Source organism: Kitasatospora sp. NEAU-CNBT7, assembly GCF_057220535.1.
This window is the reverse complement of sequence record NZ_JBXQQB010000027.1, coordinates 34375-56584: the sequence shown is the minus strand read 5'-3', so window position 1 is coordinate 56584 and position 22210 is coordinate 34375. Positions and strand designations below refer to the sequence as shown.

The following is a 22210-nucleotide window of genomic DNA, read 5'->3' as shown; positions in this document are numbered from 1 at the left end:
GAGACACGACCGCAGAGGGGGACGCACGCGTGTCCAGGAAGCTTCCGGAGGAACTCGCCCCGGCGCTGGCGAGGACCGGCCACCAGTGGCCCGAGGCCGACGAGGACGGGCTGCGCCGGGCGGCGGGCCTGTGGCGGGAGTTCGGCGCGGAGTCCGAGCGGCTCGGCCGCCGCGGTGCCGACTCCGCGCACCGGGTCACCGGGGAGAACGAGGGCGCCGCGGTGGACGCGTTCGCCGAGCACTGGCGTGGTTTCAGCGGCGGTGGCCGCGGTCACCTGGACGACGCGCACGCCGCCGCCGAGGCGATGGCCGGGGCGCTCGACAAGGCGGCCGGCGCGGCCGAGCACTGCAAGGCCGAGCTGATCACGGTGCTGACCGAGCTGGCCGAGCAGATCGAGCGGGCCGACGCCGCGGAGGCGAAGGCCGCCGCGAGCGTCGAGCAGGCCGGTCCCGGACTCGAAGGCATGGTCGGCAAGTTGGTCGGCGCGGTCAAGGGCGCGCTCGCCGAGGCCGGCGAGGACGCGGCGGTGGAGTCGGCGGCCCGGCGGGTCGCCGGACTGCTGGAGGAGCTCGGCCGCCAACTGCGCGACGCCGTCCGGGCCGCGATCGGGGAGCCGGCCGTCACCGCGCTGGAGCGGATCGCCCAGGCCGACGGCCGCGGTCTGCACGGTGAGGCCAGGGAGCACAGCGCGGCCCGCGAGTCGGGCCAGTTCACCGGGCCGCTCGGCAAGGCCGCCGGGGGTGCGGTCGGCGGTGCGGCCGCGGTCGCGGGGGTGCGCGGGCTGTCCGCGGCGGTCGACGCCGACGGCCGGGTGCTCACCGACCGGGCGGGCAACCCGGTGCTGCTCGACTCCGAGGGCAAGCGGGTCACCGGCGTCGAGGGCGTCTCGGTGGCGACGGACGAGCAGGGCCGTCCGGTCCTCGGCGACGACGGCCGGCCGGTGCTGCTGGGCGCCGACGGGCAGCCCGTCACCGGTCTGGCCACCGGTGCGGACGGCCGCCCGCTGACCGACTCCGAGGGCCGCCCCCTGACGGTGGCCGCCGACGGCCACCTCGGCGCCAGCGGGCTGACCCTGGCCGTCGACCGGGACGGGAACCCGGTGCTGGACGCCGCCGGCAAGCCCGTGGTGACCGGCCCCGACGGCCACCCGGTCGGCGACCTGGCCACCGACCGGCACGGCCACCTGCTGACCGGGCCCGACGGCAAGCCGGTCGAACTCGGGCCCGACGGCAGGCCCGTCGAGCCCGGGCCGGACGGCGAACTCCCCGGCGGGCCCGGCACCGACGGGGACCCGCGGCTCGGGAAGGACGGCCGCCCGCTGGTGGGCGCCGACGACCGGGCCGGCCCGCTCGGCCGGGACGGCCGCCCGCTGCTGACCGCCGACACCGGCCCGCTCAGCGGCACCGGACCGCTCTCCGGCACCGGCCCGCTGACGGTCACCGCCGCGGCCGGCGGCCTGTCCGTCACGGCGGCCGCCGGCGGCGGTCCGGCCGTCCCGGACGACGGCCTCGACGGCTACCGGGACGAGCCGCTCACCCCGCGCACCTCCGCCGGGTCGCACCACCAGAGCTACCAGCAGGCGTACGCGGCGCCGGCCGCCGAGCCGGACGGCTACGACCTGCGGCCGTCCGCCGCGCCGGTGCACCACGCGGTGCCGTCGGTGCGCACCGACTCGGTCCTGGTCGACCCGCCGGTGGTCCCACTGAGCACGCCGGACTCCTCCGGGGGCTACCCGGGCGGTTACGGCGGTGGCGGCCACCGCGGTGCGGAGCCGCCGCTGTCCGCGGGCGGCTCGCTGTCCGGGGGCGGCGGCGGTTTCCAGCTCGGCCCGGTGGGCGGGACGCCGTCCGCCCCGGCGCCGCTCCCGCCCACCCCGTCCGCCGCCACCGCGGGCCCGCTCCCCGGCGCGCCGTCGGGCGGCATCGGCGGCCCCGCCGGTGGCACCGGTGCCGCCGCCGGCGGTGCGGTCGGCGCCCCGGCGGCGGGTGCGCCGGCGGGCGGCGCCCTGACCACCCAGCCGGTGGCCGGCCAGCCCGGAGCGGGCCAGCCGGGCGCCGCTCAGCCGGGTGCCGCCGGTCAGCCCGGGGCGGCCGGACAGCCGGGGGCCGCGGCCGCCGTGGTCGGCGGCCAGGTACCGGGCGGCGGCGCGACCGGGGCGCGTGCCTCGGCCGGTGCGCCGCTCCCGGGCGCCGCCGTCGGCAGCGGTACCGCGCCGGGCGGGCCGGCCGGCCAGCCGGGTGCCGCGGCGCCGATCCGGATCGGGCCGGAGGGCGGCTACGAGCTGCGCCGGCGCCCCGAGGGGCAGGACAGCGGGACGTCCGGCGCCTCCCCGCTCGGGGCCGTGGTCCCCGGTCAGATCGGCGCGGTGTTCCTGCTGGCCCGCTACGGACGCCCGGCGCCCGAGCAGACGGTGGCCGCGCCCGCGCCGGAGCGGACCGTCGCCGACAGCCGTCCGTACGGCCTGCCGGGCGGGCTCGGCCCGGTCGACCCGGCGCACCAGGCCGAGGTGGTCCGCCGCACCACCGTGCCCGAGGACGGCGCGCTCGACCTGCGCGACGACTGGACCGAGTCGCTGAACGGCGGCGGGCCGCGCGAGCCGGGCCGCGCCAACAACTGCGTCGACGTGGCGCTCTCGGCGGTCGACACCTACCTCGGCCACCCCACCTGCTCGGCGCCGCGGCTGCCGGATGGCCCGGCCGGGGAGCGCGGCGGCCGCGACCGCGCGGAGCAGCAGCTCGGGACCCGCTTCCACGACCTCGGCACCGGACCGGACGGGGCGGCCCGCCTCGCGCAGGTCCTGCTCGCCTCGGGGGCGGGCGCGCAGGCGGTGCTGCTGACGCTGGACGAGTTCGGCCGCTCGCACACCTGGAACGCGGTCAACCACGGCGGCGCGGTGCACTACCTGGACCACCAGGAGGCCCGCCGGTCCGCCGAGCCGCTGCACCGCGTCGACCAGGGCCTGTGGGCCATCGCGCTGGACGTGGACGGCCGCCCGCTGGACCTCGCCGAGGTCCGGTCCGCCGCCACCGTCGCGGTCCCCGCCGCCACCCCGCCGCCCGCGCCCGTCCCGGCGCCCGCCGGGCCCGCCCCCGCGCCGGTGGCCGCCCCGCCGGTGGCCGCCCCGGCACCCGCGCCCGCCCCCGCCCCGCCGCGTTCGCGGCTCACCGCCCACCACAGCCCCGCCGCAGGCCCGAGGAGCACCCGCCGATGATCACCCGTGAGCAGGCCGTCCGGACGGCCCACCGCTGGATCAACGGCGAACTCCCGGACGAGGCCGCCCGGGCGGTGCGCTCGCACGAGTTCGAGCAGGGCTGGGTGGTCTGGCCGGAGCCGTCCCCGGTCCAGGTGGACCCGCTGACCGGCGCCCGCCGGGCCCCCGAGGAGATCGGCGCCGCCTGCGGGGTGGTCGACCGGGTGACCGGTGCGCTGACCGTCTGGCCGTCGGTCCCGGTGGCCTCGGTCGTCCGGCGCTACCGGGACCGGCTCGGCGCGGGCGGCTTCGACCCGGTGCTGCCGCCGGTGACCGGCCCGGGAGTGCGGGCCACCCTGGTCCACCGGGACGCCGAGGGGGTGGAGCACACCCTGGTGGTCGACTCCGCGCACGGCCTCGCGCACCCGCTGCTGCGCGGCTGGCAGCAGCTGCGCCGGCAGGGCGTGCAGCCCGCCGACCTGGTCTCGCTCCACTGCGACCTGCGGCCCGGGATGCTGCCCGGCGGCTACTGGGCGTACGTGCTGGGCGTCCAGCTGCCGGACACCCCGATCGGCTACGACCACGCCAACGGGCCCTGGTTCGACCACCGCGCCGAGGGCGCCCGGGCGGCGGCCGCCGGACCGGCCCGGTCCGGCGCGCCCCGGCCGAACCGGGTGCCCTTCCCGGTCGCCGTGCCGCCGGCCGTGCCCGAGCCGGCGGCGGACCTGGCGGCCCGGCTGGCGTCGGTGTTCGGCCCGGAGGGCGTCCGGCGGTTCGAGCCGGCCGCGGTCCTCGCGGCCGACCTGCCGGAGTCGGTGGCCCGGCCGCTCACCGAGGTCGGCCTGCCCAGGGTGGTGGAGGGGTTCTTCGCCCTGCACCACCCCGAGCCGGACGGGATCGAGGACGGCGGGCGGACCGCGCCGGTGCTGCCCGAGCTGACCGGCTGGCTGGCCGCGCTCGGCCGCGGCGCGCGGGCCACCGCGGCCGCCCGGCAGGGGCTGCTGGGCCAGGTGCTGATCGGCACCGACGGCTGGGCGCTGATCACGGTCGACACCGCCCAGGGCCGGGTCAGGGCGGTCGACCCCGACCTGGCCACCGCCCGGTACTGCAACGCCGACCTGACCGCCTTCACCCGCTGCCTCGCCCTGCTCGCCGACCGGCTGCCGCGGCTGCACGGCCTCGACCCGCAGAGCGCGGGGCCGGCCGTCGCCGAGTTCCAGTGGGCGCTGGCCACCCTGGACCGGACCGTCTTCGACGACCCCGAGAACTGGTGGTCGGTGATCGTCGAGCAGCTCTGGCACGGCCAGCTCTGACGGCCCGGCGAGGCCGTGCCCGGCCCGAGCCCGGCCCGGCAGCGGGCAGGCGCGGGCCTCACGGCCGCAGGAAGCCCTCCAGCGCGCTGGCGAAGGCGACCGGGATCTCGTGCATCGGGTAGTGCCCGGTGCCGGCCAGCACCTCCAGCGACGCCTGCGGGTAGTGGGAGAGCCAGGTGGCCTGCATGACCGGTTCGGTCAGGGCGAGGTCGTGCTCGCCGATGAAGACCTTCACCGGCAGCCGGTTCCCGGCGACCTCGGCGGCGAAGTCCTGGGTGGTCCAGTCGGTCAGGTAGGCCGCGAAGGCCTCCGGGCGGGAGTCGGTGAGCGACCGCTCGGTCATCCGGTCCAGCCAGACCGCGTTGGCCCGCTGCCCGGTGACCAGGTCGAGGATGGCCCGGCGGTTGGCCGGGCGCCGGGCCGCGCCGTGGAACAGCGCGTGCGCGTCGGCGTCCAGCGGGTAGGCGGAGGCCGGCACCGGGGTGATCCCGGCCAGCCGGTCGACCCGGTGCGGGGCCTCGGCCAGCACCCGCTGGGCCGCCTTGCCGCCCATCGAGTGGCCGACCAGCGAGAACCGCTCCCAGCCGAGCTGGTCGGCCAGCGCCAGCACGTCCCCGGCGATCTCGGCCAGGGTGTGGTCGCCGGGCACGTCGATGCGGTCGCCGTAGCCGCGGTAGTCGAGCAGCGCGTAGCTGAAGGTGTCGCCGTCCAGGTGGTCGAGGAACGGGCCCCAGCCGCGGGTGGTGCCGAACCAGTCGTGCAGCACCACCACCCGGTGCCCGCCGGTGCCGACCATGCGATGACTGATCGTCATATCAACGTCCCCTGAGCAGAGATGGGTCCCCGTCCGATCGTTATTCATCCCCGGGCGGACGGCCGCCAACCGTCGCCGGCACCGCCCGCGGGCCGCGCGCCCCCGGGCCGTCCGAACGGAGGACCCGCACAATCGGGCAGGTGAGCGGGCCGGATCGCGTAGCGTGGTCGGTTATGCGACTCGGTGTGCTCGACGTAGGTTCCAACACCGTCCACTTCCTCGTGGTGGACGCCCACCCCGGTGCTGCCCCGCTGCCCGCCTACTCGCACAAGGCGGAGCTGCGGCTGGCCGAGCTGCTGGACGCGGACGGGGCGATCGGCGCGGAGGGCGTCGAGCGCCTGACCGCCATGGTGGCGTCCTCGCTCGCGGTGGCCGAGGACAAGGGCGTGGTGGACCTGCTGCCGTTCGCCACCTCCGCCGTCCGGGAGGCCGCCAACGGCGAGGAGGTGCTCGCCAGGATCGCCGCCGAGACCGGGGTCGAACTGCAGGTGCTCTCCGGCCAGGACGAGGCCCGGCTCACCTTCCTCGCGGTCCGCCGCTGGTTCGGCTGGTCCTCCGGCCGGCTGCTCAACCTGGACATCGGCGGCGGTTCGCTGGAGATCGCCTGCGGCATCGACGAGCAGCCCGACGTCGCCTGCTCGCTGCCGCTCGGCGCCGGCCGGCTGACCGCCCGGCTGCCCGGCGACGTCGCCGACCCGGACGACCTGCGGGACCTGCGCCGCCACATCCGCACCGAGATCGCCCGGGTGGTCGGCGAGTTCGCCCGGATCGGCGCGCCCGACCACGCGGTGGCCACCTCCAAGACCTTCAAGCAGCTCGCCCGGATGACCGGCGCCGCCCCCACCGACGCCGGCGTCCGGGTGCCGCGCCGGCTCACCCGGGCTGGCCTGGCCGCGTGGCTGCCGCGGCTCGGCGCGATGACGGTCGCCCAGCGGGCGCAGATCCCCGGCGTGTCCGAGGGCCGGGCGAGACAGCTGCTGGCCGGCGCCCTGGTCGCGGACGCCGCGATGGACCTGTTCGGCCTCGACGAGCTGGACATCTGCCCCTGGGCGCTGCGCGAGGGGATCATCCTGCGCCGCCTGGACGCGATGGACGGCGCCCCCTTCCACTCCACCGCCCTGACCGGCTGACCCCCGGCCGGGGCGCCGGCCGGCCGCGCCCGCGGGCCGACGGCGTGACGCCCGGCACGTCCCATTTGGTCCGCCCGCCGCTTACGCTGTTGCCCGTGGCGGAACCAGCGGACCAGGACGGGGCCCGGCCGGACCGCGCTGCCGGGAAGCGGCAGCCGGGGGCGGGCCGACCGCGGCGCGCGAAGGCCACCGCCGAGCCGGCACCCGAACGGCGCCCGCGCCGCCGCCCGGCCGCCGACCCCGCACCGCCCGCCGACCCCGGCACCGCCGACGCCGGCGGGCCCGGCAGCGCCGCACCCGGCCCCCGCGGGGCCCGCGCCGCCCGGGCCGCGAAGGCCGTCAAGGCGGTGAAGACCGCCAAGGCCGCGCAGGTCGCCAAGGCGGCCAAGGCCGTCAAGAGCGCCCGGGCCGCCAAGGCCGCCGCCCGCCGGGCCCCGCTGCTGCGCACCACCGACCGCCTGGTGCTGCCGCCCCACCCCGGCCTGCACATCCCGGACACCAAGGTCGCCCTGTCCACCGCCTCGGTGTACCCCGCCAACACCGCCACCGCCTTCGAGCTGGCCGCCCGGCTCGGCTACGACGGCGTCGAGGTGATGGTCTGGAACGACCCGATCAGCCAGGACGTCGAGGCGCTGCGCCGGCTCTCCGACGCCCACCGGATCCCGATCCTGGCGGTGCACGCGCCCTGCCTGCTGATCACCCAGCGGGTCTGGACCTCCGACCCGTGGACCAAGCTGGTCCGGGCCCGGGCGGCCGCCGAGAAGCTCGGCGCGGACGCCGTGGTGGTGCACCCGCCGTTCCGCTGGCAGCGCCAGTACGCCCGGGAGTTCGTCGAGGGCATCCACCGGATGGCGGGCGAGACCGAGGTCAGGTTCGCGGTGGAGAACATGTACCCGTGGCGCTACCGGGACCGCGAGATGCTCGCCTACGCGCCGGGCTGGGACGTCACCGAGGAGGAGTACCGGCACTTCACCATCGACCTCTCGCACGCCGCCACCTCCCGGATCGACGCCCTGGAGATGGCGGGCCGGATGGGCGACCGGCTGGCCCACGTCCACCTCGCCGACGGCGCCGGCTCCGGCAAGGACGAGCACCTGATCCCCGGGCGCGGCAAGCAGCCCTGCGCGGCCCTGCTGGAGCAGCTCGCCCGCACCGGCTTCGACGGCCACGTGGTGCTGGAGGTCAACACCCGCCGCTCCGCCTCGCCCGCCGAGCGCGAGGCCGACCTGGCCGAGGCGCTCGCCTTCACCCGCCTGCACCTGGCCACCCCGGCCCGCCGTCCCTGAGCCGCCCCGCCCGGGCCGGCTCCCGCGGCCGGGCCCGCCGCACCGGCCCGCGCCGTAGGCTGTCCGGATACGGAGGGGGAGTTCCATGACAGGTCTTCAGCACCGCGACTACGCCATGTCCTTCGGCCCGGTGGCCGCCCAGTACCAGGCCCACCGGCCCTCGTACCCGCCGGAGCTGTTCGACGAGCTGGAACGCCTGACCGGCCGCCCGCTGCGCGGCGCGGACGTGCTGGACGTCGGTGCCGGGACCGGCATCGCCACCCGGCTGCTGCAGGCCCGCGGCGCCCGGGTGACGGCCGTCGAACCGAGCGCCGGGATGGCCGCCGAGCTGCTCGCGGCGGCGCCCGGCACCCCGCTGGTGCGGGCGGGCGGCGAGGAGCTGCCGTTCCACGACTCGACCGCCGACCTGATCACCTACGCCCAGGCCTTCCACTGGACCGACCCGGCCCGCGCCGTCCCGGAGGCGGTCCGGGTGCTGCGTCCCGGCGGTGCGCTGGCCGTGTGGTGGAACCACCCCGACAGCAGCGTCCCGTGGCTGGCTGCCTCGCGCGACCGGCTGGTGGCCGCGCTCACCCCGTACCACCCGGTGCCCCGTGGCGAGAGCACCGCCGAGCCGCTGGCCGAGCACGGCCTGCGGCTGACCGGGACCGAGCTGGCCTGGGAGCGCCGCACCACCGTGGACGGCCTGGTCGCCGAGTTCGGCTCCCGCTCGCACTTCGCGGTGCTGCCGGCCGAGGTCAGGGACCGGATCCTGGCCGCCGAGCGGGCCGCGCTGCTGGCCGAGTTCCCGGACGGTTCGCTGCTCCAGCCCTGGCGGCTCACCCTCTCGGTCGGCGTCACCGCCGGCTGACCGGATCGCGGACGCTCCGTCCGCCGGCTGGGCCCGGAGCGTAGGCTCGATAGCCACAGCGGCCCTGCGCCCTCCCACCAGAGCAGCGGCCGCCAGCAGCCTCCGAAGGAGTGGCGCGAATGCCCGAGCTGAAGTCCCGTACGGTCACCCACGGTCGCAACATGGCGGGCGCCCGCGCGCTCCTTCGGGCCGCCGGCGTAGCCCGCGAGGACTTCGGGAAGCCGATCATCGCAGTGGCCAACTCGTTCACCGAGTTCGTCCCCGGCCACACCCACCTCCAGCCGGTCGGCCGGATCGTCTCCGAGGCGATCAAGGAGGCGGGCGGCATCCCGCGCGAGTTCAACACCATCGCGGTCGACGACGGCATCGCCATGGGCCACCACGGCATGCTCTACTCGCTGCCCTCGCGCGACCTGATCGCCGACTCGGTCGAGTACATGGTCTCCGCGCACTGCGCGGACGCGCTGATCTGCATCTCCAACTGCGACAAGATCACCCCCGGCATGCTGATGGCCGCGCTGCGCCTCAACATCCCGACCGTGTTCGTCTCCGGCGGCCCGATGGAGGCCGGCCAGGCGGTCCTGGTCGACGGCACCGTGCGCAAGCTGGACCTGGTCAACGCGATCTCCGACGCCGTCAACGAGAACGTCTCGGACGAGGACATCGCGATCATCGAGGAGAACGCCTGCCCGACCTGCGGGTCCTGCTCGGGCATGTTCACCGCCAACTCGATGAACTGCCTCACCGAGGCGATCGGCCTGTCGCTGCCCGGCAACGGCTCGACCCTGGCCACCCACACCGCCCGCCGGGCGCTGTACGAGGACGCCGGCCGCACCATCGTCGACATCACCGAGCGCCACTACCACCAGGACGACTACACCGTCCTGCCGCGCTCGATCGCCTCCCGCGCCGCGTTCGAGAACGCCATGGCGCTGGACATCGCGATGGGCGGCTCGACCAACACCATCCTGCACCTGCTCGCCGCCGCCCAGGAGGCCGAGCTGGACTTCGACATGCGCGACATCGACGCCATCTCGCGCCGGGTGCCGTGCCTGTCCAAGGTGGCGCCCAACGGCAGCTACTACATGGAGGACGTGCACCGGGCCGGCGGCATCCCCGCCATCCTCGGCGAGCTGTACCGCGGCGGGCTGCTCAACGAGGGCGTGCACACCGTGCACTCCGACTCGCTCGCCGAGTGGCTGAAGACCTGGGACATCCGCGGCGGCTCGCCGTCGCCGACCGCCGTCGAGCTCTTCCACGCCGCCCCCGGCTGCGTCCGCTCGGCGACCGCCTTCTCGCAGTCCGAGCGCTGGGACAGCCTGGACACCGACGCCGCCGGCGGCTGCATCCGCAGCGTCGAGCACGCCTACTCGGTCGAGGGCGGCCTGGCCGTGCTGTACGGCAACCTGGCCGAGGACGGCTGCATCGTGAAGACCGCCGGCGTCGACGAGTCGATCTGGACCTTCAGCGGCCCGGCGGTGGTGCTGGAGTCGCAGGAGGACGCGGTCGACGCGATCCTCACCAAGCGGGTCAAGGAGGGCGACGTGGTGGTCATCCGCTACGAGGGCCCCAAGGGCGGCCCCGGTATGCAGGAGATGCTCTACCCGACCTCCTTCCTCAAGGGCCGGGGACTGGGCAAGGCCTGCGCGCTGATCACCGACGGCCGGTTCTCCGGCGGCACCTCGGGCCTGTCGATCGGCCACGCCTCGCCCGAGGCGGCCTCCGGCGGCACAATCGCGCTGGTCGAGGACGGCGACCTCATCGCCATCGACATCCCCGGCCGCTCGGTCGAGCTGAAGGTCTCCTTCGAGGAGCTGCACGAGCGGCGGCTCAAGCTGGAGGCCGAGGGCGGCTACCGCCCGAAGAGCCGGGTCCGCCCGGTCAGCGCGGCCCTGAAGGCGTACGCCGCGATGGCCACCTCGGCGGACAAGGGCGCCGTCCGCGACGTCAGCAAGCTCGGCTGACCCTCACCCGCGCGGTGTGACGGAGCCGTCCCCGGACCGGGGGCGGCTCCGTTCGTGGTCCGGCCGCGTCGTCGGGCCATAATCGGAGCCGTGGACGACACCCGGAGCACCCCAGGCACCGACGGCCCCCGACCCGAGCCGATCCGCTGGTACGGCACCAGCTGGGTCGAGCGCGGCGCCGGCTACCGGGTGCGCCGGGTGCTGGTCCCGCTCGGCGCGCTGCTGTGCGTGGCGGCCGGCGCGCTGGTGCTGCGGCTGGCCGTGTCCGGGGTCGCCATGTCCGACGCCGGCGGCTTCGTGAACGTGCTGCTGACCGGCGCCATCGCGATCTGCTCCGCGCTGGCCGCGGTCCGCACCTGGAAGGTGCTCACCGAGGGCCGCGCCGCGCTGACCGGCTGGATGACCGAGGACCGGTCGCTCGGCGCGGTCTGGATGATCGGCGGCGTCGGCGCGCTGGCCGCCTACTTCGTCCGCAGCCTGGTCGAGGCCCCGGGCGAGAGCCTGCGGCGGGCCGAGTACGAGCGCGCCCTCGCCCGGCACGCCCGCCGCCGGGACGCCGCCCCCGCCGGGCGCCCCGGCCGCAAGCGGCGCGGCTGACGCCCGGCGGCCGGGGTCAGGTGCGGGAGGAGTTCCGGCACTGCCCGTCGCCGCCGTCCAGCTGCCGGCTGCGGTCGTACGGGTCGACCGTCGGCGCGCCCGCCGACGGGGACGCTCCGGCGTCGTTGCGCAGCACGGGGAACATCGGGTGGAAGAAGCCGTCCGACTGGTCGCAGCCGCTGTTGCCGCCCTCGCCCTTGGAGCCGTTCAGATAGAGCTTCCCGGCCTCGACCCGGAACCGCCGGGGGTCGGGGAACCGGAAGTCCACCGCGCTGCGGACGATCGTCCGGGCCACCGGGCCGGAAGCGCCCGGGGCGTCGGCCGGTGCGGCCTGCCAGGAGACGGGGTTGGCGCCGCCGCCCTGCGCGCCGACGCCCTTGTCCGGGTGGGGGCCGGGCCGGAGTGCGTAGACGAAGGTGAAGTCGGTGTGGACCAGGACGCCGTTCTCGCCGTCACCCTCGAAGGTCATCCGTCCCTGGACCCGGACCTCCTCGGTGGCCGGCACCGCGCTCTGCGGGTCGAAGCGGGGGAAGTCCCAGGCCGGGCTCTCCTCCTGGGTGGGGTGCGCCAGCCGCTCCTCCAGCCGGCTCCGGTCCTCCTTGCTCAGCATGGCCAGCGCGGCGTCCGGCCGGCCGCCGGAGATCACCTTCGGGTCCAGGTTGCGGTACGTGAGGTAGGTGCGGACCTGCTCCAGCTGGGTGCCGACCTGCTTCGCGCTGAAGGCGCCCACCGCGCTCGGCTCGGGCAGGGCGAACGCCGTGGCCCCGACCGGCCACTGCCCGGCCGGGGAGCCGGCCCACGGGTTCTCGACGGTCGGGGTGTCGGGGTCGACGGCGGGCGGTGCGGCCGTGGGGGCGGCGGTCTCCGGCGGCAGCGTCGGCAGCGGGGTCGCCACCGCGGGGCCGTCGGCCGTCGAACCGTCCTGCCCGTGGTGGTACCAGTCGCGCAGCCGGTCGGTGTTGACCGCCGCCAGGGTCAGCGCGACCGCCAGGGCGACGAACAGCGGCGCCTGCCAGGTGCCGGTACGGCGCCGGCGGCCCCACGGGTCCACCCGGGTGGCCCGGCGGCCGAACCGGCGCCGGCGGATCTGCGGCACCCGCTGGGCCTCGTGCCGGAACGGCACGGCCTCCGGCGGCTGCTGCTTCCACTTCGCGCCGAGCATCCGGGCCCGGCCCGAAGCCTCCTTCACGGTCGCGCCCTTGACGAAGTCCTCGTCGAGCACGAGACCGTCGAACGGGTCGTCAGGGGAGTCGCCGGCGGGGCGCTGGGAGGGGTCTTCGGCTATCGGCACGCGGTCAGTATGCCGACGCCCTCGGACACCCTTGCGAGAGGGTGGGGGCGGTGTGCGGCGACGGTGCGCGTTCGGTGCCGGTTTCCGCCGTTTCGCCGGGCCCGCCCGGTGCTCCGGACGGGCCCGTACGGGCGGGGTGGCGGGCCGTCAGCCCTTGGCGCGGGCCTGCTTCACCGAGCCGACCACCCCGGCCGCCAGCAGTAGCAGTCCGGCCGGCAGCAGCGAGCTGAACACCGCCCCGATCAGACCCCAGCTGCCCAGCAGGGTCAGCGCCAGCGTGTTCAGCACCAGCAGCGCACCCGCCGCCGGCAGCGCCGACTTCCACGGGTGCTCGTCCGCCCAGCGGCGCAGCCGGCGGTCCCCGGTGTCCCGCCGCAGCTTCCCGCCGACCGTCCCGACCAGGAAGAAGAAGAACAGGCCCAGCCCCACCGGCCCGGCCAGGATGTCCGACGACCAGCTCCCGGTGATCAGATCCACCGTGAGCGCGGCCCCGGCGACCACGACGCCGACCGCCGAGGCGGTCCGCCACGGGCCCAGCGTCGCCGAGGCGACTGCGATCTGGCGGCTCTCGCGCCGCGACAACTCCTCGTGTCCCATACCCCCCACGGTGCGCCTGCCGGCCCCCGGACGCCAGAGCCGCGGCCCCTGAGATTCCCCCTACGGGACACCGCCCGCCGGGCCGCCCGCCGCACCCTCGGCGGGGCCGCCCGGGAACCCGCGGACGTAGCGCCGCTGCCACGGCGTCTCGACCGCCCGGGGGTCGAAGTGCTCCCGGACGAAGGCGACCGCCCGGTCCGCGGGCACGCCGTCGAGGACGGCCAGGCAGGCCAGCGCCGTACCGGTCCGGCCGTGCCCGCCCGCGCAGGCCAGCTCCACCCGTTCGTCCCGGGCCCGCTCCCACGCCTCACGCAGGACGGCGCGGGCCGCCGCCCGGTCGGCGGGGACCCAGAAGTCCGGCCAGCGCAGCCACCGGGCCTCCCAGACGACCTCCGGCGGCGGCTTGCCGAGCAGGTACACGGCGAACTCGGGCGCCGGGCCGCCCGGCAGCGGCCGGCTCAGCGCCCGCCCCCGCACCAGCCGTCCGGAGGGCAACTCCAGCACGCCGGGGGCATCGGGGTCCCAGGTCCGGTTCATCCTCCCCACGGTAGTCCCGCGGGCCGCACCGGGACGGTGACCTCGGCCGGGCCGGCGCAGTTGAGCAGGGCGAACCGCGCCGAGACGGAGGAACCGTGGCCCGCAACCGGGGACTGAACGCGTTGGAGGTGTCCGCCGCGATCAGGGAGGCCCGCGCGGTCCGCACCGGGGTGCCGGGCACCCGCAGGCCCGGCGAGGGCGGCCTGCTGCCCGCCTTCATCGCCACCCTGCGGGTCCCGGGCAGTCTGCCGCAGGTGGTCCGCTGGGTGTCCGCCGCCGGCCACCCGCCGCCGCACCCGCTGCTGGTCGAGCTGCTCGGCCCCGCCGCCGGCTCCTGCCCCGAACTGACCGTCCTCACCGGCTGGCTGGACCTGGCCGACCGCCGGGCCGAACGGCTCCCGCAGGAGCTCGCCGGCGCCACCCTCGCCCTGCTCCACGTCACCGGCGCGCCGCCGCGGACCACCGCCCACCTCCCCTGCCGCCCGTGCCGTCCGCTGCTGGCCTGGCTGGGCGTCACCGTCGACACCGCGGTACCCCCGGGCGCAACCCCGGACGCCTGAGCCCCCGACGCCCGAGCCCCGACGCCCCGGCGCATCCGCACCGTGGACGGCCGCCCCGCCGGGGCCCGCCCCGGTGCGAGGATGGCGGCAGCACCGTACGAAGGAGCGGCCATGAGCAGCAGCGCACCCGGACAGAAGATCGCCTTCCTGGGCACCGGCAAGATCGGCGAGGCCCTGCTCTCCGGTCTGCTGCGGGCCGGCAAGGACCCGGGCGACGTCCTGGTGACCGCCCGCCGCCCCGAGCGCGCCGAGGAGCTGACCGCCCGCTACGGCATCACCGCCGTCTCCAACGCGGACGCCGCCAAGCTGGCCGACACCCTGATCCTGGCGGTCAAGCCGCAGGACATGGGGGTGCTCCTGCACGACCTGGCGCCGCACGTCGCCACCGACCGGCTGGTGGTGTCGGCCGCGGCGGGCATCCCGACCACCTGGTTCGAGGACCGCCTCGCCGCCGGGACGCCGGTGGTGCGGGTGATGCCCAACACGCCCGTCCTGGTGGACGAGGGGATGAGCGTGATCTCCGGCGGCTCGCACGCCACCGAGGCGCACCTGGCCCGCACCGAGGAGATCTTCCGCTCGGTCGGCAAGGCGCTGCGGGTGCCGGAGTCCCAGCAGGACGCGGCCACCGCGCTGTCCGGCTCCGGACCGGCGTACTTCTACTTCCTGGTCGAGGCCATGATCGACGCCGGCATCCTGCTCGGTCTGCCCCGCACGGTCGCGCACGACCTGATCGTGCAGTCCGCGATCGGCGCCTCGATCATGCTGCGGGACTCCGGCGAGCACCCGGTCAAGCTGCGCGAGGCGGTCACCTCCCCGGCCGGCACCACCATCGCCGCCATCCGCGAGCTGGAGAACCACGGCGTGCGCGCCGCCATGCTGGGCGCCCTGGAGGCCGCCCGGGACCGCTCCCGCGAGCTGGCCTCCGGCGGCAAGTAGGCTCGGGCGGGTGAGCTACGACCTGGTGATCTTCGACAACGACGGCGTCCTGGTGGACAGCGAGCCGATCTCCAACCGGGTGCTCGCCGAGTACCTGACCGGACTCGGCTTCCCCACCACCGTCGAGGACTCCTACCGGGACTACATGGGCTGCGCCGCGCACAAGATCCACGACGTGATCGGCGAACGGTACGGCGCCACCCTCCCCGAGGGTTTCGACGAGCTGTTCCACGCCCGGGTCTTCGACGCCTTCACCGCCGAACTGACCGCGGTGCGCGGCGCCGAACAGCTGCTGAAGACCCTCCAGCAGCACGAGGTCCCGTACTGCCTGGCCTCCTCCGCCCACCACACCTGGATCAGGACCGCACTCGACCTCACCGGCCTGCGCCCGCTGCTGGCCGAGGAGCGGATCTTCAGCGCCCAGGACGTCGGCGTCGGCAAGCCCGCCCCCGACCTCTTCCTGCACGCCGCCCGGACCCTCGGGGTGGCGCCCGCCCGCTGCCTGGTGATCGAGGACAGCCCCAACGGGGTGCTCGCCGCCCGCGCCGCCGGCATGGACGTGTACGGCTACGCGGCGCTCACCGACCCCGCCCGGCTCACCGCCGCCGGGGCGACCGGTCTGCTGACCGACCTCGGCCGGGTGCCCGGCCTGGTACTCGACCGGCCGGCCTGACCCGTTCCGGCGGATCCGGACCCGTTCGCGTCGCACCCCTCCCGGAAAGCCCCCGCAGCACCTACGCTCTCGCCAACATCGTCGTACCGGCCGGTAGCGCCGGAGGCTGAGCGAGGTCGGCAGATGCAGGACACGGTCGTCACCGAACGGCTCCGGCAGGCCCGGGTGGCGCTCGCCGCCGCCTTCCTGCTGCAGGGCGTCACCTTCGCCCTGCTGGTCACCTGCATCCCGGAGATCCAGGACCGCTACGGGCTCAGCGACAGCCTGCTGCCGGTCTTCCTGGCGGCCGTCCCGATCCTCGCCGGGGTCGGCTCGATCACCTCCGAGCACCTGGTCAAGCGCACCAGCGCGCGGGCCGTGCTGCGGGTCGTCCAGCCCGCCGTCTGCCTCACCCTCGGACTGACCGGCTTCGGCGACTCGCTGTGGGAACTGGGCCTCGCGCTCGGCGCGTTCGGCCTGCTGGTCGGCGCACTGGACGCCTCGATGAACATGCTCGGCGTCGGCCTCCAGCACCGCTACGGCCGCAGCATCATGATCGGGTTCCACGCCGCGTTCAGCCTCGGCGGCATCATCGGCGCCGCCGTCGCCGGCCTCGGCGCGCACTACCACCTGGGCCTGCCCGCGCTGTTCGGCGGCGCCGCCGCGGTGCTGATCCCGCTCGCCCTGCTGGCCGGCACCCGCTTCGCCGGCCGGGCCGAACTCGGCGACGCCGTCCGGGAGGCCGCCGAGGCCGCCGCCCGCTCGATCCCCTGGAAGCCGCTGCTGCCGCTGTGCCTCGCCATGGCCGTCGCGTACATCGCCGACGCCTCGGTCTCCAACTACAGCGTCAAGTACCTCACCGACGGCCTGGACAGCCCCGACGACGTCGCCAAACTCTCCTACCTCGGCTACATGCTGGCGATGCTGGTCGGACGCACCGTCGGCGACCGCGCCGTGCAGCACTTCGGCGCCGTCCCGGTGGTCCGGGCCGGCTCCGCGCTGGCCGCGCTCGGCTTCCTGCTGGCCGCCGTCTCGCCCGGACCGTGGGCGGCCATCGCCGGCTTCACCGTGCTCGGCTTCGGCATCTGCGCGATCATCCCGCAGGTCTTCGCGGCCGGCGGGAGGCTCTTCCCGGACGACTCGGACGCCGCGGTGGCCCGGCTCAACCTGTTCAACTACGTGGGCTTCCTGATCGGCTCCCCGCTGGTCGGCGCCATCGCCGACGCCTCCTCCTACCGCTGGGCGCTGCTCGCGCCGATGCTCCTGGTGCTGCTGATCCTCCCGCTCTCCGGCCACTTCGCCCCGGCCGCGGCCCGCCGGAGCGAGCCCGTCCACAGCTGACCCGCCCGCCGGACACCCCGCCCGCGGCGGCCGGGGGCCGTCCGGGACCCGCCCCGCCGCACCCACTACCGTGGGGCCATGCCCGAAGCCGAGCGTGAGACCCCTTGCGGCCTGCAGTTGTTCTGGGACGAGGCCGAGACCGGCTACGACTTCGGCCCGGGACACCCGATGGACCCGACCCGCCTCGCGCTCACCATGCGCCTGGTCGAGGCCTTCGGCCTGCACGCCGGACCGGGTGTCGCCCTGCGCTCCGCGCCGTCCGCCGGCGACTCCACGCTGCGCCTGGTGCACACCGCCGGGTACGTCGAGGCGGTCCGCCGGGTCGCCGCCGACCCCGGCACCGCGGACCCCGCGCACGGCCTCGGCACCGAGGACAACTGGGCCTTCCCCGGCCTGCACACGGCGTCCGCGCTGATCGCCGGCCAGTCGGTGGCCGGCGCCGAGGCCGTCTGGCGCGGCGAGACCCCGCACGCCGTCAACTTCGCCGGCGGCCTGCACCACGCCATGCCCGCCAAGGCCGCCGGCTTCTGCGTCTACAACGACCCGGCCCTCGCCATCGCCCGGCTGCTGGAGCTCGGCGCCGAACGGGTCGCCTACGTGGACGTCGACGTCCACCACGGCGACGGCGTCCAGGCCGCGTTCTGGAACGACCCCCGGGTGCTGACCGTCTCGCTGCACGAGTCCCCGGCGACGCTCTTCCCGGAGACCGGCTGGTCCACCGAGACCGGCGGCCCCGACGCCCCCGGCTCCGCCGCCAACCTGCCGCTGCCAGCCGGCACCGGGGACGCCGGCTGGCTGCGCGCCTTCCACGCCCTGGTGCCCGAACTGCTGGCCGCCTTCCGCCCGCAGGTCCTGGTGACCCAGCACGGCGCCGACACCCACGTCGAGGACCCGCTCGCCCACCTCGCGGTCTCGCTGGACGCCCAGCGCCTGGTCACCGAGGCCCTGCACCGACTGGCCCACGAGCACGCCGACGGCCGCTGGCTGGCGCTCGGCGGCGGCGGGTACGCCGTCGTCGACGTGGTCCCGAGGGCCTGGACCCACCTGGTCGCCACCGCCGCCGGCCGCCCCGTCGACCCGGCCGCAAAGACCCCGCCGCAGTGGCGCGCCGAGGTCTACCGGCGCACCCGGCAGCAGGCCCCGCTGCGGATGACCGACGGCGTCGAACCGCACTGGCGGGACTTCCACGACCACGGCTACGACCCCGGGGACCGCCTCGACCAAGCCATCCTGGCGGCCCGCCGCGCCGTCCTCCCGCACCACGGCCTGATCCCGTGAACCCCCGCCCCGCACCCGGCGACCCCGCACCCGGCGACCCCGCCCGTGCGGCGCTGCGCGCCCACCTGCTGCACCGCCGGCTGGCCGGCGGGAACATCCCGACCAGCCGGCAGAAGAACCTCCGCAGCTACCGGCTGTTCGGCCAGGGCGACCCCGCGGCCCTGATGGGACTGGCCCCGCAGGGACGCTGGGGTCCCGGCGCCGTGCTCGCCCTGATGGCCGAGCGGTGCGGCGTCGACCCGGACTTCGGCCGCGGCCAGGGGCCCGACACCATCGACCCGGACCTCACCCTGGACGCCCTCGACCGGATGGCCGCGCTGCTGCGCACCGCCGTCCGCCGCCGGGCCACCGTCCTGGCCGGCACCGGCCACCCGACCAGGCTGACGGAGTTTCACACCTCCATCGCCAGGGCGCTCGAAGCAGCCGGCTGCACTCTGCTCACTCCCGCGCGCGGTACGCGCTTCCGTGAGCCCACCCCCGACGGCGAGCGCAGCTGCGTGCTCGACTACCGCGGACCGGTCGCCGTGGTCCGGGGTCTTGACGGGGGATCGGCGCGTGGTGGCAGACTCGACCGCGGCCGCGGGGAGCTGCTGCACACCCACTCCGCGCAGCCGGTCCGGCTGGTCCTCGACGAACTCGCCAGGGCCGGACACCCCTTGCCGGGCCTGGTACTGGGCGACCACGGCTGGCTCTGCGGGGCCGGCCGGCTCGGCGTCCCGGCCGCCGGGATCGCCGACTCCAACGACCCGGCGCCGTTCGTCGCCGAGGCCGAGCGCGAGGTCGCGGTGGTGGTCCCGGTGGACGACGGATCTCCCCCCGAGTGCTACAGACCGCTGAGCGACTACGTACTGCAACGGGCGGATCTCGCACCGTACAAGGAGTGAGCTTCCCCCTCTTCCCACTGGTACCACCCATAACTACTCTGGGGATACACGTGTGCCGGTGGAGTCACCGGAGGGGAAGCCGGTGCCTTGCACACGGGTAAGGGTCGGGTGAGGTCATGAGTTCCGGCGAACGCCCCCTCCAGGATGTCGTCTTCCTGACCGTGGCCGAGGTGGCCGCGGTCATGCGGGTGTCGAAGATGACGGTGTACCGCCTGGTGCACAGCGGAGAGCTTCCGGCCATCAGGGTCGGCCGCTCCTTCCGGGTCCCCGAGAAGGAGGTCCACGACTACCTCAAGGAGTCCTACGTCCGGCTGCAGAGCGCGTAGCCCGGACACGGCTCAGGGCCTCGGTCGGGGCACGATTACGGCTTACGCGAAGCGGGGGGTAGGCTAGGCCCTCCGTCAGTCGTATGGACTCCCGTCTCTCACGGGCGTGGGTCCGAGTGAGCGAGGGTTGTTCCGTGGGCTCTGTCATCAAGAAGCGTCGCAAGCGTATGGCCAAGAAGAAGCACCGCAAGCTTCTGAAGAGGACTCGCGTTCAGCGTCGCAACAAGAAGTAACACCTCGGCTGGCGCTTGCCCCGTTTCGCGCGGGAGTCAGCCCGCCCACGGTCGCTCTCGCGTACCAGGTGTGTGCACTGCCCGTCCCGGCTCCGCCGGGGCGGGCAGTCGTGTTTCCGGTCCGCCGCTTCTCGCCCCTCGGGCGTGTCGGCGTCCGGGAAATCCCGGCACGGTACGGTTTCGGACAGGGACGGGACGAAGGAGGACACGGACACGTGGGCAAGGTCGTGCTCGTCACGGGAGTCGCCCGCCATCTGGGTGCCCGGTTCGCCGCCGGGATCGCCGCCGCGCCCGGGGTCGACCGGGTCGTCGGGGTCGACGTCCAGCCACCGCCCGGCGAGCTGCCGCCCGGGGTCGCCTTCACCCGGCTGGACCTGCGCCGGCCCGCGGTCGCCCGGGTAATCGCCGAGCACCAGGTCGACACGGTGGTCCACCTCAACGTCAGCGCGACGGGCGGGGGCGGCCGCAGCGCCGTCAAGGAGACCAACGTCATCGGCACCATGCAGCTGCTCGGCGCCTGCCAGAAGGCACCGGGCCTGCGCCGGCTGGTGGTGAAGTCCACCACCGCCGTGTACGGGTCCGCACCCCGCGACCCGGCCGTCTTCGCCGAGGGCATGCAGCCCAAGGAGCTGCCGCCGGGCGGCTTCGCCCGGGACGCCGCCGAGGTCGAGGGCTACGTCCGGGGCTTCTCCCGGCGCCGGCCCGACGTCGCCGTCACCGTGCTGCGGTTCGCGAACATCGTCGGCCCGGCCGGCGACACCCCGCTCAGCGCCTACTTCGCGCTCCCGCTGCTGCCGACCGTGCTCGGCCGCGACCCCCGGCTGCAGTTCGTCCACGAGGACGACGCGATCGAGGTCCTGCGGCTGGCCGCGGCCGAACCCCGGCCGGGCACCACCAACACCGGCACCTTCAACGTCGCCGGGGACGGCGTGCTGCTGCTCTCCCAGTGCGCCCGCCGGCTCGGCCGGCCGACCGTGCCGCTGCTGCGGCCCGCCCTCAACCTGGTGGCCGGCCTGGTCCGGCAGACCAGGCTCGCCGACATGTCGCCCGAGCAGATCCAGCTGCTCAGCCACGGGCGGGTGGTCGACACCGCCAAGCTCCGGGAGACCTTCGGCTTCACCCCCGGCCGGACCACCCCGCAGGCCTTCGCCGACTTCGCCGCCGCCCAGTCGGCCGGCCTGCTGCCGCCCGAACGCCTGACCGCCGTCACCGACCGGCTGGCCGCCCTGCTCGGCCCGGACGGCCACCACCCCACCACGGGCCACCACACCGAGGAGCCGATGCCGCGATGACTGCCGCCAGGAACCACGCCGTCGGCGAGGCCAAGGTCATCCCGATCGAGTCCGCACCCAGCTGGCAGGCCGGCCGCCCCGCGCTGGCCGACCGGCTCGCCGACGCCGTCGGCGGCGCGCTGGCCGGACCGCTCGGCGACACCGCCACCCGGCTGCTCGGCAAGGGCTGGGAGGGCCGGGCCGCCGACGGCCTGTCCTTCCTGCGGCGCCGGATCACCGGCGACTACGAGGTGGACGACTTCGGCTTCGACGAGGAGCTCACCGAGCAGGTCTTCCTCTCGCTGCTGCGGCCGCTCGCCGAGAAGTACTTCCGGATCGAGGTCCGGGGCATCGAGAACGTCCCCGCCGAGGGCGGCGTGCTGATCGTCGCCAACCACTCCGGCACCGTCCCGCTGGACGCCCTGATGACCCAGGTCGCGGTGCACGACCACCACCCGTCCCGGCGCCACCTGCGGATGCTCGCCGCCGACCTGGTCTTCGTCCTCCCGGTGGTCGGGGAGCTGGCCCGCAAGGCCGGCCACACCCTCGCCTGCAACGAGGACGCGCAGACCCTGCTGGAACGCGGCGAGGTGGTCGGGGTCTGGCCCGAGGGCTTCAAGGGCATCGGCAAGCCCTTCGCCGACCGGTACAAGCTGCAGCGCTTCGGCCGCGGCGGGTTCGTCGCCTCGGCGCTGCGGGCCCAGGTGCCGATCGTGCCCTGCTCGATCGTCGGGGCCGAGGAGACCTACCCGATGATCGGCAACTTCAAGACGCTGGCCCGGCTGCTCGGCCTGCCGTACCTGCCGATCACGCCGACCTTCCCCTGGCTCGGCCCGCTCGGGGCGGTCCCGCTGCCGACCAAGTGGACCATCCAGTTCGGCGAGCCGATCCCGACCGACGGCTACCCCAAGGAGGCCGCGGACGACCCGATGCTGGTCTTCGACCTCACCGACCAGGTCCGCGAGACCATCCAGCACACGCTCTACAAGCTGCTGGTGCAGCGGCGCTCGGTCTTCTTCTGACCGACCCTGCCCCGGAGCCGGAGCCGGAGCCGGAGCCGGAGCCGGAGCCGGAGCCGGAGCCGGAGCCGGAGCGGGGGGGGGGGGGGGGGGGGCTCCGGAAGGACCCAAACCCACCACAGGTTCGGGACGAACAGGGG

21 protein-coding genes are annotated in these 22210 nt (G+C 75.8%); 17 read left to right on the top strand and 4 right to left on the bottom strand.

Features of this window, described 5'->3' with window-relative positions; translation table 11 throughout:
* Positions 1-29 precede the first annotated feature (29 nt).
* Positions 30-3212, top strand: coding sequence for a toxin glutamine deamidase domain-containing protein (locus AC2TEW_RS28515; RefSeq protein ID WP_484626231.1), 3183 nt, complete (start codon positions 30-32; stop codon positions 3210-3212).
* Positions 3209-4504: an SUKH-4 family immunity protein gene (locus AC2TEW_RS28510; protein ID WP_484626230.1), complete on the top strand. Its 1296-nt coding sequence runs from the start codon at positions 3209-3211 to the stop codon at positions 4502-4504. Before AC2TEW_RS28515 ends, AC2TEW_RS28510 begins: the two co-directional genes overlap by 4 nt.
* 58 nt (positions 4505-4562) lie before the next feature.
* Here AC2TEW_RS28510 and AC2TEW_RS28505 read toward each other — a convergent pair whose 3' ends face one another.
* Positions 4563-5318: an alpha/beta fold hydrolase gene (locus AC2TEW_RS28505; RefSeq protein WP_484626229.1), complete on the bottom strand. Its 756-nt coding sequence runs from the start codon at positions 5316-5318 to the stop codon at positions 4563-4565.
* Positions 5319-5491: 173 nt separating this feature from the next.
* Between AC2TEW_RS28505 and AC2TEW_RS28500 the strand changes: the two genes are divergently transcribed.
* The 5 genes from AC2TEW_RS28500 to AC2TEW_RS28480 all read left to right on the top strand — a co-directional run bounded on the left by AC2TEW_RS28500 (position 5492) and on the right by AC2TEW_RS28480 (position 11145).
* The gene (locus AC2TEW_RS28500) at positions 5492-6448 is read left to right on the top strand and encodes a Ppx/GppA family phosphatase (RefSeq protein WP_484626228.1); all 957 of its coding nucleotides are present in this window, start codon (positions 5492-5494) and stop codon (positions 6446-6448) included.
* Positions 6449-6930: 482 nt separating this feature from the next.
* Positions 6931-7734, top strand: a complete 804-nt coding sequence (locus AC2TEW_RS28495; RefSeq protein WP_484626288.1) for a sugar phosphate isomerase/epimerase family protein — start codon at positions 6931-6933, stop codon at positions 7732-7734.
* Between the two features lie 85 nt (positions 7735-7819).
* A complete protein-coding gene (locus AC2TEW_RS28490; protein ID WP_484626227.1) occupies positions 7820-8584 on the top strand; it encodes a class I SAM-dependent methyltransferase in 765 nt (254 codons plus the stop codon).
* Positions 8585-8703: 119 nt separating this feature from the next.
* Positions 8704-10548, top strand: coding sequence for a dihydroxy-acid dehydratase (gene ilvD, locus AC2TEW_RS28485; RefSeq protein WP_484626226.1), 1845 nt, complete (start codon positions 8704-8706; stop codon positions 10546-10548).
* Between the two features lie 90 nt (positions 10549-10638).
* Positions 10639-11145, top strand: coding sequence for a hypothetical protein (locus AC2TEW_RS28480; protein WP_484626225.1), 507 nt, complete (start codon positions 10639-10641; stop codon positions 11143-11145).
* A 16-nt stretch (positions 11146-11161) separates the two neighbouring features.
* On the opposite strand, the gene AC2TEW_RS28475 is transcribed toward AC2TEW_RS28480, so the two are convergent.
* From AC2TEW_RS28475 to AC2TEW_RS28465, 3 genes are all read right to left on the bottom strand, one after another.
* A complete protein-coding gene (locus tag AC2TEW_RS28475; RefSeq protein WP_484626224.1) occupies positions 11162-12436 on the bottom strand; it encodes an SCO2583/SCO2584 N-terminal domain-containing protein in 1275 nt (424 codons plus the stop codon).
* A 147-nt stretch (positions 12437-12583) separates the two neighbouring features.
* On the bottom strand, positions 12584-13033 hold the full coding sequence (locus tag AC2TEW_RS28470; RefSeq protein ID WP_484626223.1) for a hypothetical protein: 450 nt from the start codon (positions 13031-13033) through the stop codon (positions 12584-12586).
* A gap of 60 nt (positions 13034-13093) precedes the next feature.
* Positions 13094-13570, bottom strand: a complete 477-nt coding sequence (locus tag AC2TEW_RS28465) for a protein-tyrosine phosphatase family protein (protein ID WP_484626222.1) — start codon at positions 13568-13570, stop codon at positions 13094-13096.
* 95 nt (positions 13571-13665) lie between these two features.
* Here AC2TEW_RS28465 and AC2TEW_RS28460 point away from each other — a divergent pair, with 95 nt between their 5' ends.
* The 10 genes from AC2TEW_RS28460 (at position 13666) to AC2TEW_RS28415 (ending at position 22073) form a co-directional block, all read left to right on the top strand.
* Positions 13666-14130 carry a hypothetical protein gene (locus tag AC2TEW_RS28460; RefSeq protein WP_484626221.1) on the top strand — a complete coding sequence of 155 codons (465 nt, stop codon included), beginning with the start codon at positions 13666-13668 and terminating at the stop codon, positions 14128-14130.
* A gap of 111 nt (positions 14131-14241) precedes the next feature.
* Positions 14242-15066: a pyrroline-5-carboxylate reductase gene (gene proC / locus AC2TEW_RS28455; protein ID WP_484626220.1), complete on the top strand. Its 825-nt coding sequence runs from the start codon at positions 14242-14244 to the stop codon at positions 15064-15066.
* 10 nt (positions 15067-15076) lie between these two features.
* Positions 15077-15739 carry an HAD family hydrolase gene (locus AC2TEW_RS28450; RefSeq protein WP_484626219.1) on the top strand — a complete coding sequence of 221 codons (663 nt, stop codon included), beginning with the start codon at positions 15077-15079 and terminating at the stop codon, positions 15737-15739.
* Between the two features lie 123 nt (positions 15740-15862).
* Positions 15863-17059: an MFS transporter gene (locus AC2TEW_RS28445; RefSeq protein ID WP_484626218.1), complete on the top strand. Its 1197-nt coding sequence runs from the start codon at positions 15863-15865 to the stop codon at positions 17057-17059.
* A gap of 78 nt (positions 17060-17137) precedes the next feature.
* Complete coding sequence (locus tag AC2TEW_RS28440) at positions 17138-18337, top strand: acetoin utilization protein AcuC (protein WP_484626217.1); 1200 nt, start codon at positions 17138-17140, stop codon at positions 18335-18337.
* Positions 18334-19221, top strand: a complete 888-nt coding sequence (locus AC2TEW_RS28435; protein WP_484626216.1) for a phosphatase — start codon at positions 18334-18336, stop codon at positions 19219-19221. The genes AC2TEW_RS28440 and AC2TEW_RS28435 overlap by 4 nt, the downstream gene beginning before the upstream one ends.
* A 116-nt stretch (positions 19222-19337) precedes the next feature.
* Positions 19338-19547, top strand: a complete 210-nt coding sequence (locus AC2TEW_RS28430) for a helix-turn-helix domain-containing protein (RefSeq protein ID WP_033825303.1) — start codon at positions 19338-19340, stop codon at positions 19545-19547.
* Between the two features lie 83 nt (positions 19548-19630).
* Entirely contained in the window at positions 19631-19780 is a 150-nt protein-coding gene (locus AC2TEW_RS28425; protein ID WP_484626215.1) for a 30S ribosomal protein bS22, read from the top strand.
* Positions 19781-19995: 215 nt separating this feature from the next.
* Positions 19996-21072 carry an NAD-dependent epimerase/dehydratase family protein gene (locus AC2TEW_RS28420; RefSeq protein ID WP_484626214.1) on the top strand — a complete coding sequence of 359 codons (1077 nt, stop codon included), beginning with the start codon at positions 19996-19998 and terminating at the stop codon, positions 21070-21072.
* Positions 21069-22073 carry a lysophospholipid acyltransferase family protein gene (locus tag AC2TEW_RS28415; RefSeq protein ID WP_484626213.1) on the top strand — a complete coding sequence of 335 codons (1005 nt, stop codon included), beginning with the start codon at positions 21069-21071 and terminating at the stop codon, positions 22071-22073. The genes AC2TEW_RS28420 and AC2TEW_RS28415 overlap by 4 nt, the downstream gene beginning before the upstream one ends.
* The last annotated feature ends 137 nt before the right edge of the window (positions 22074-22210 follow it).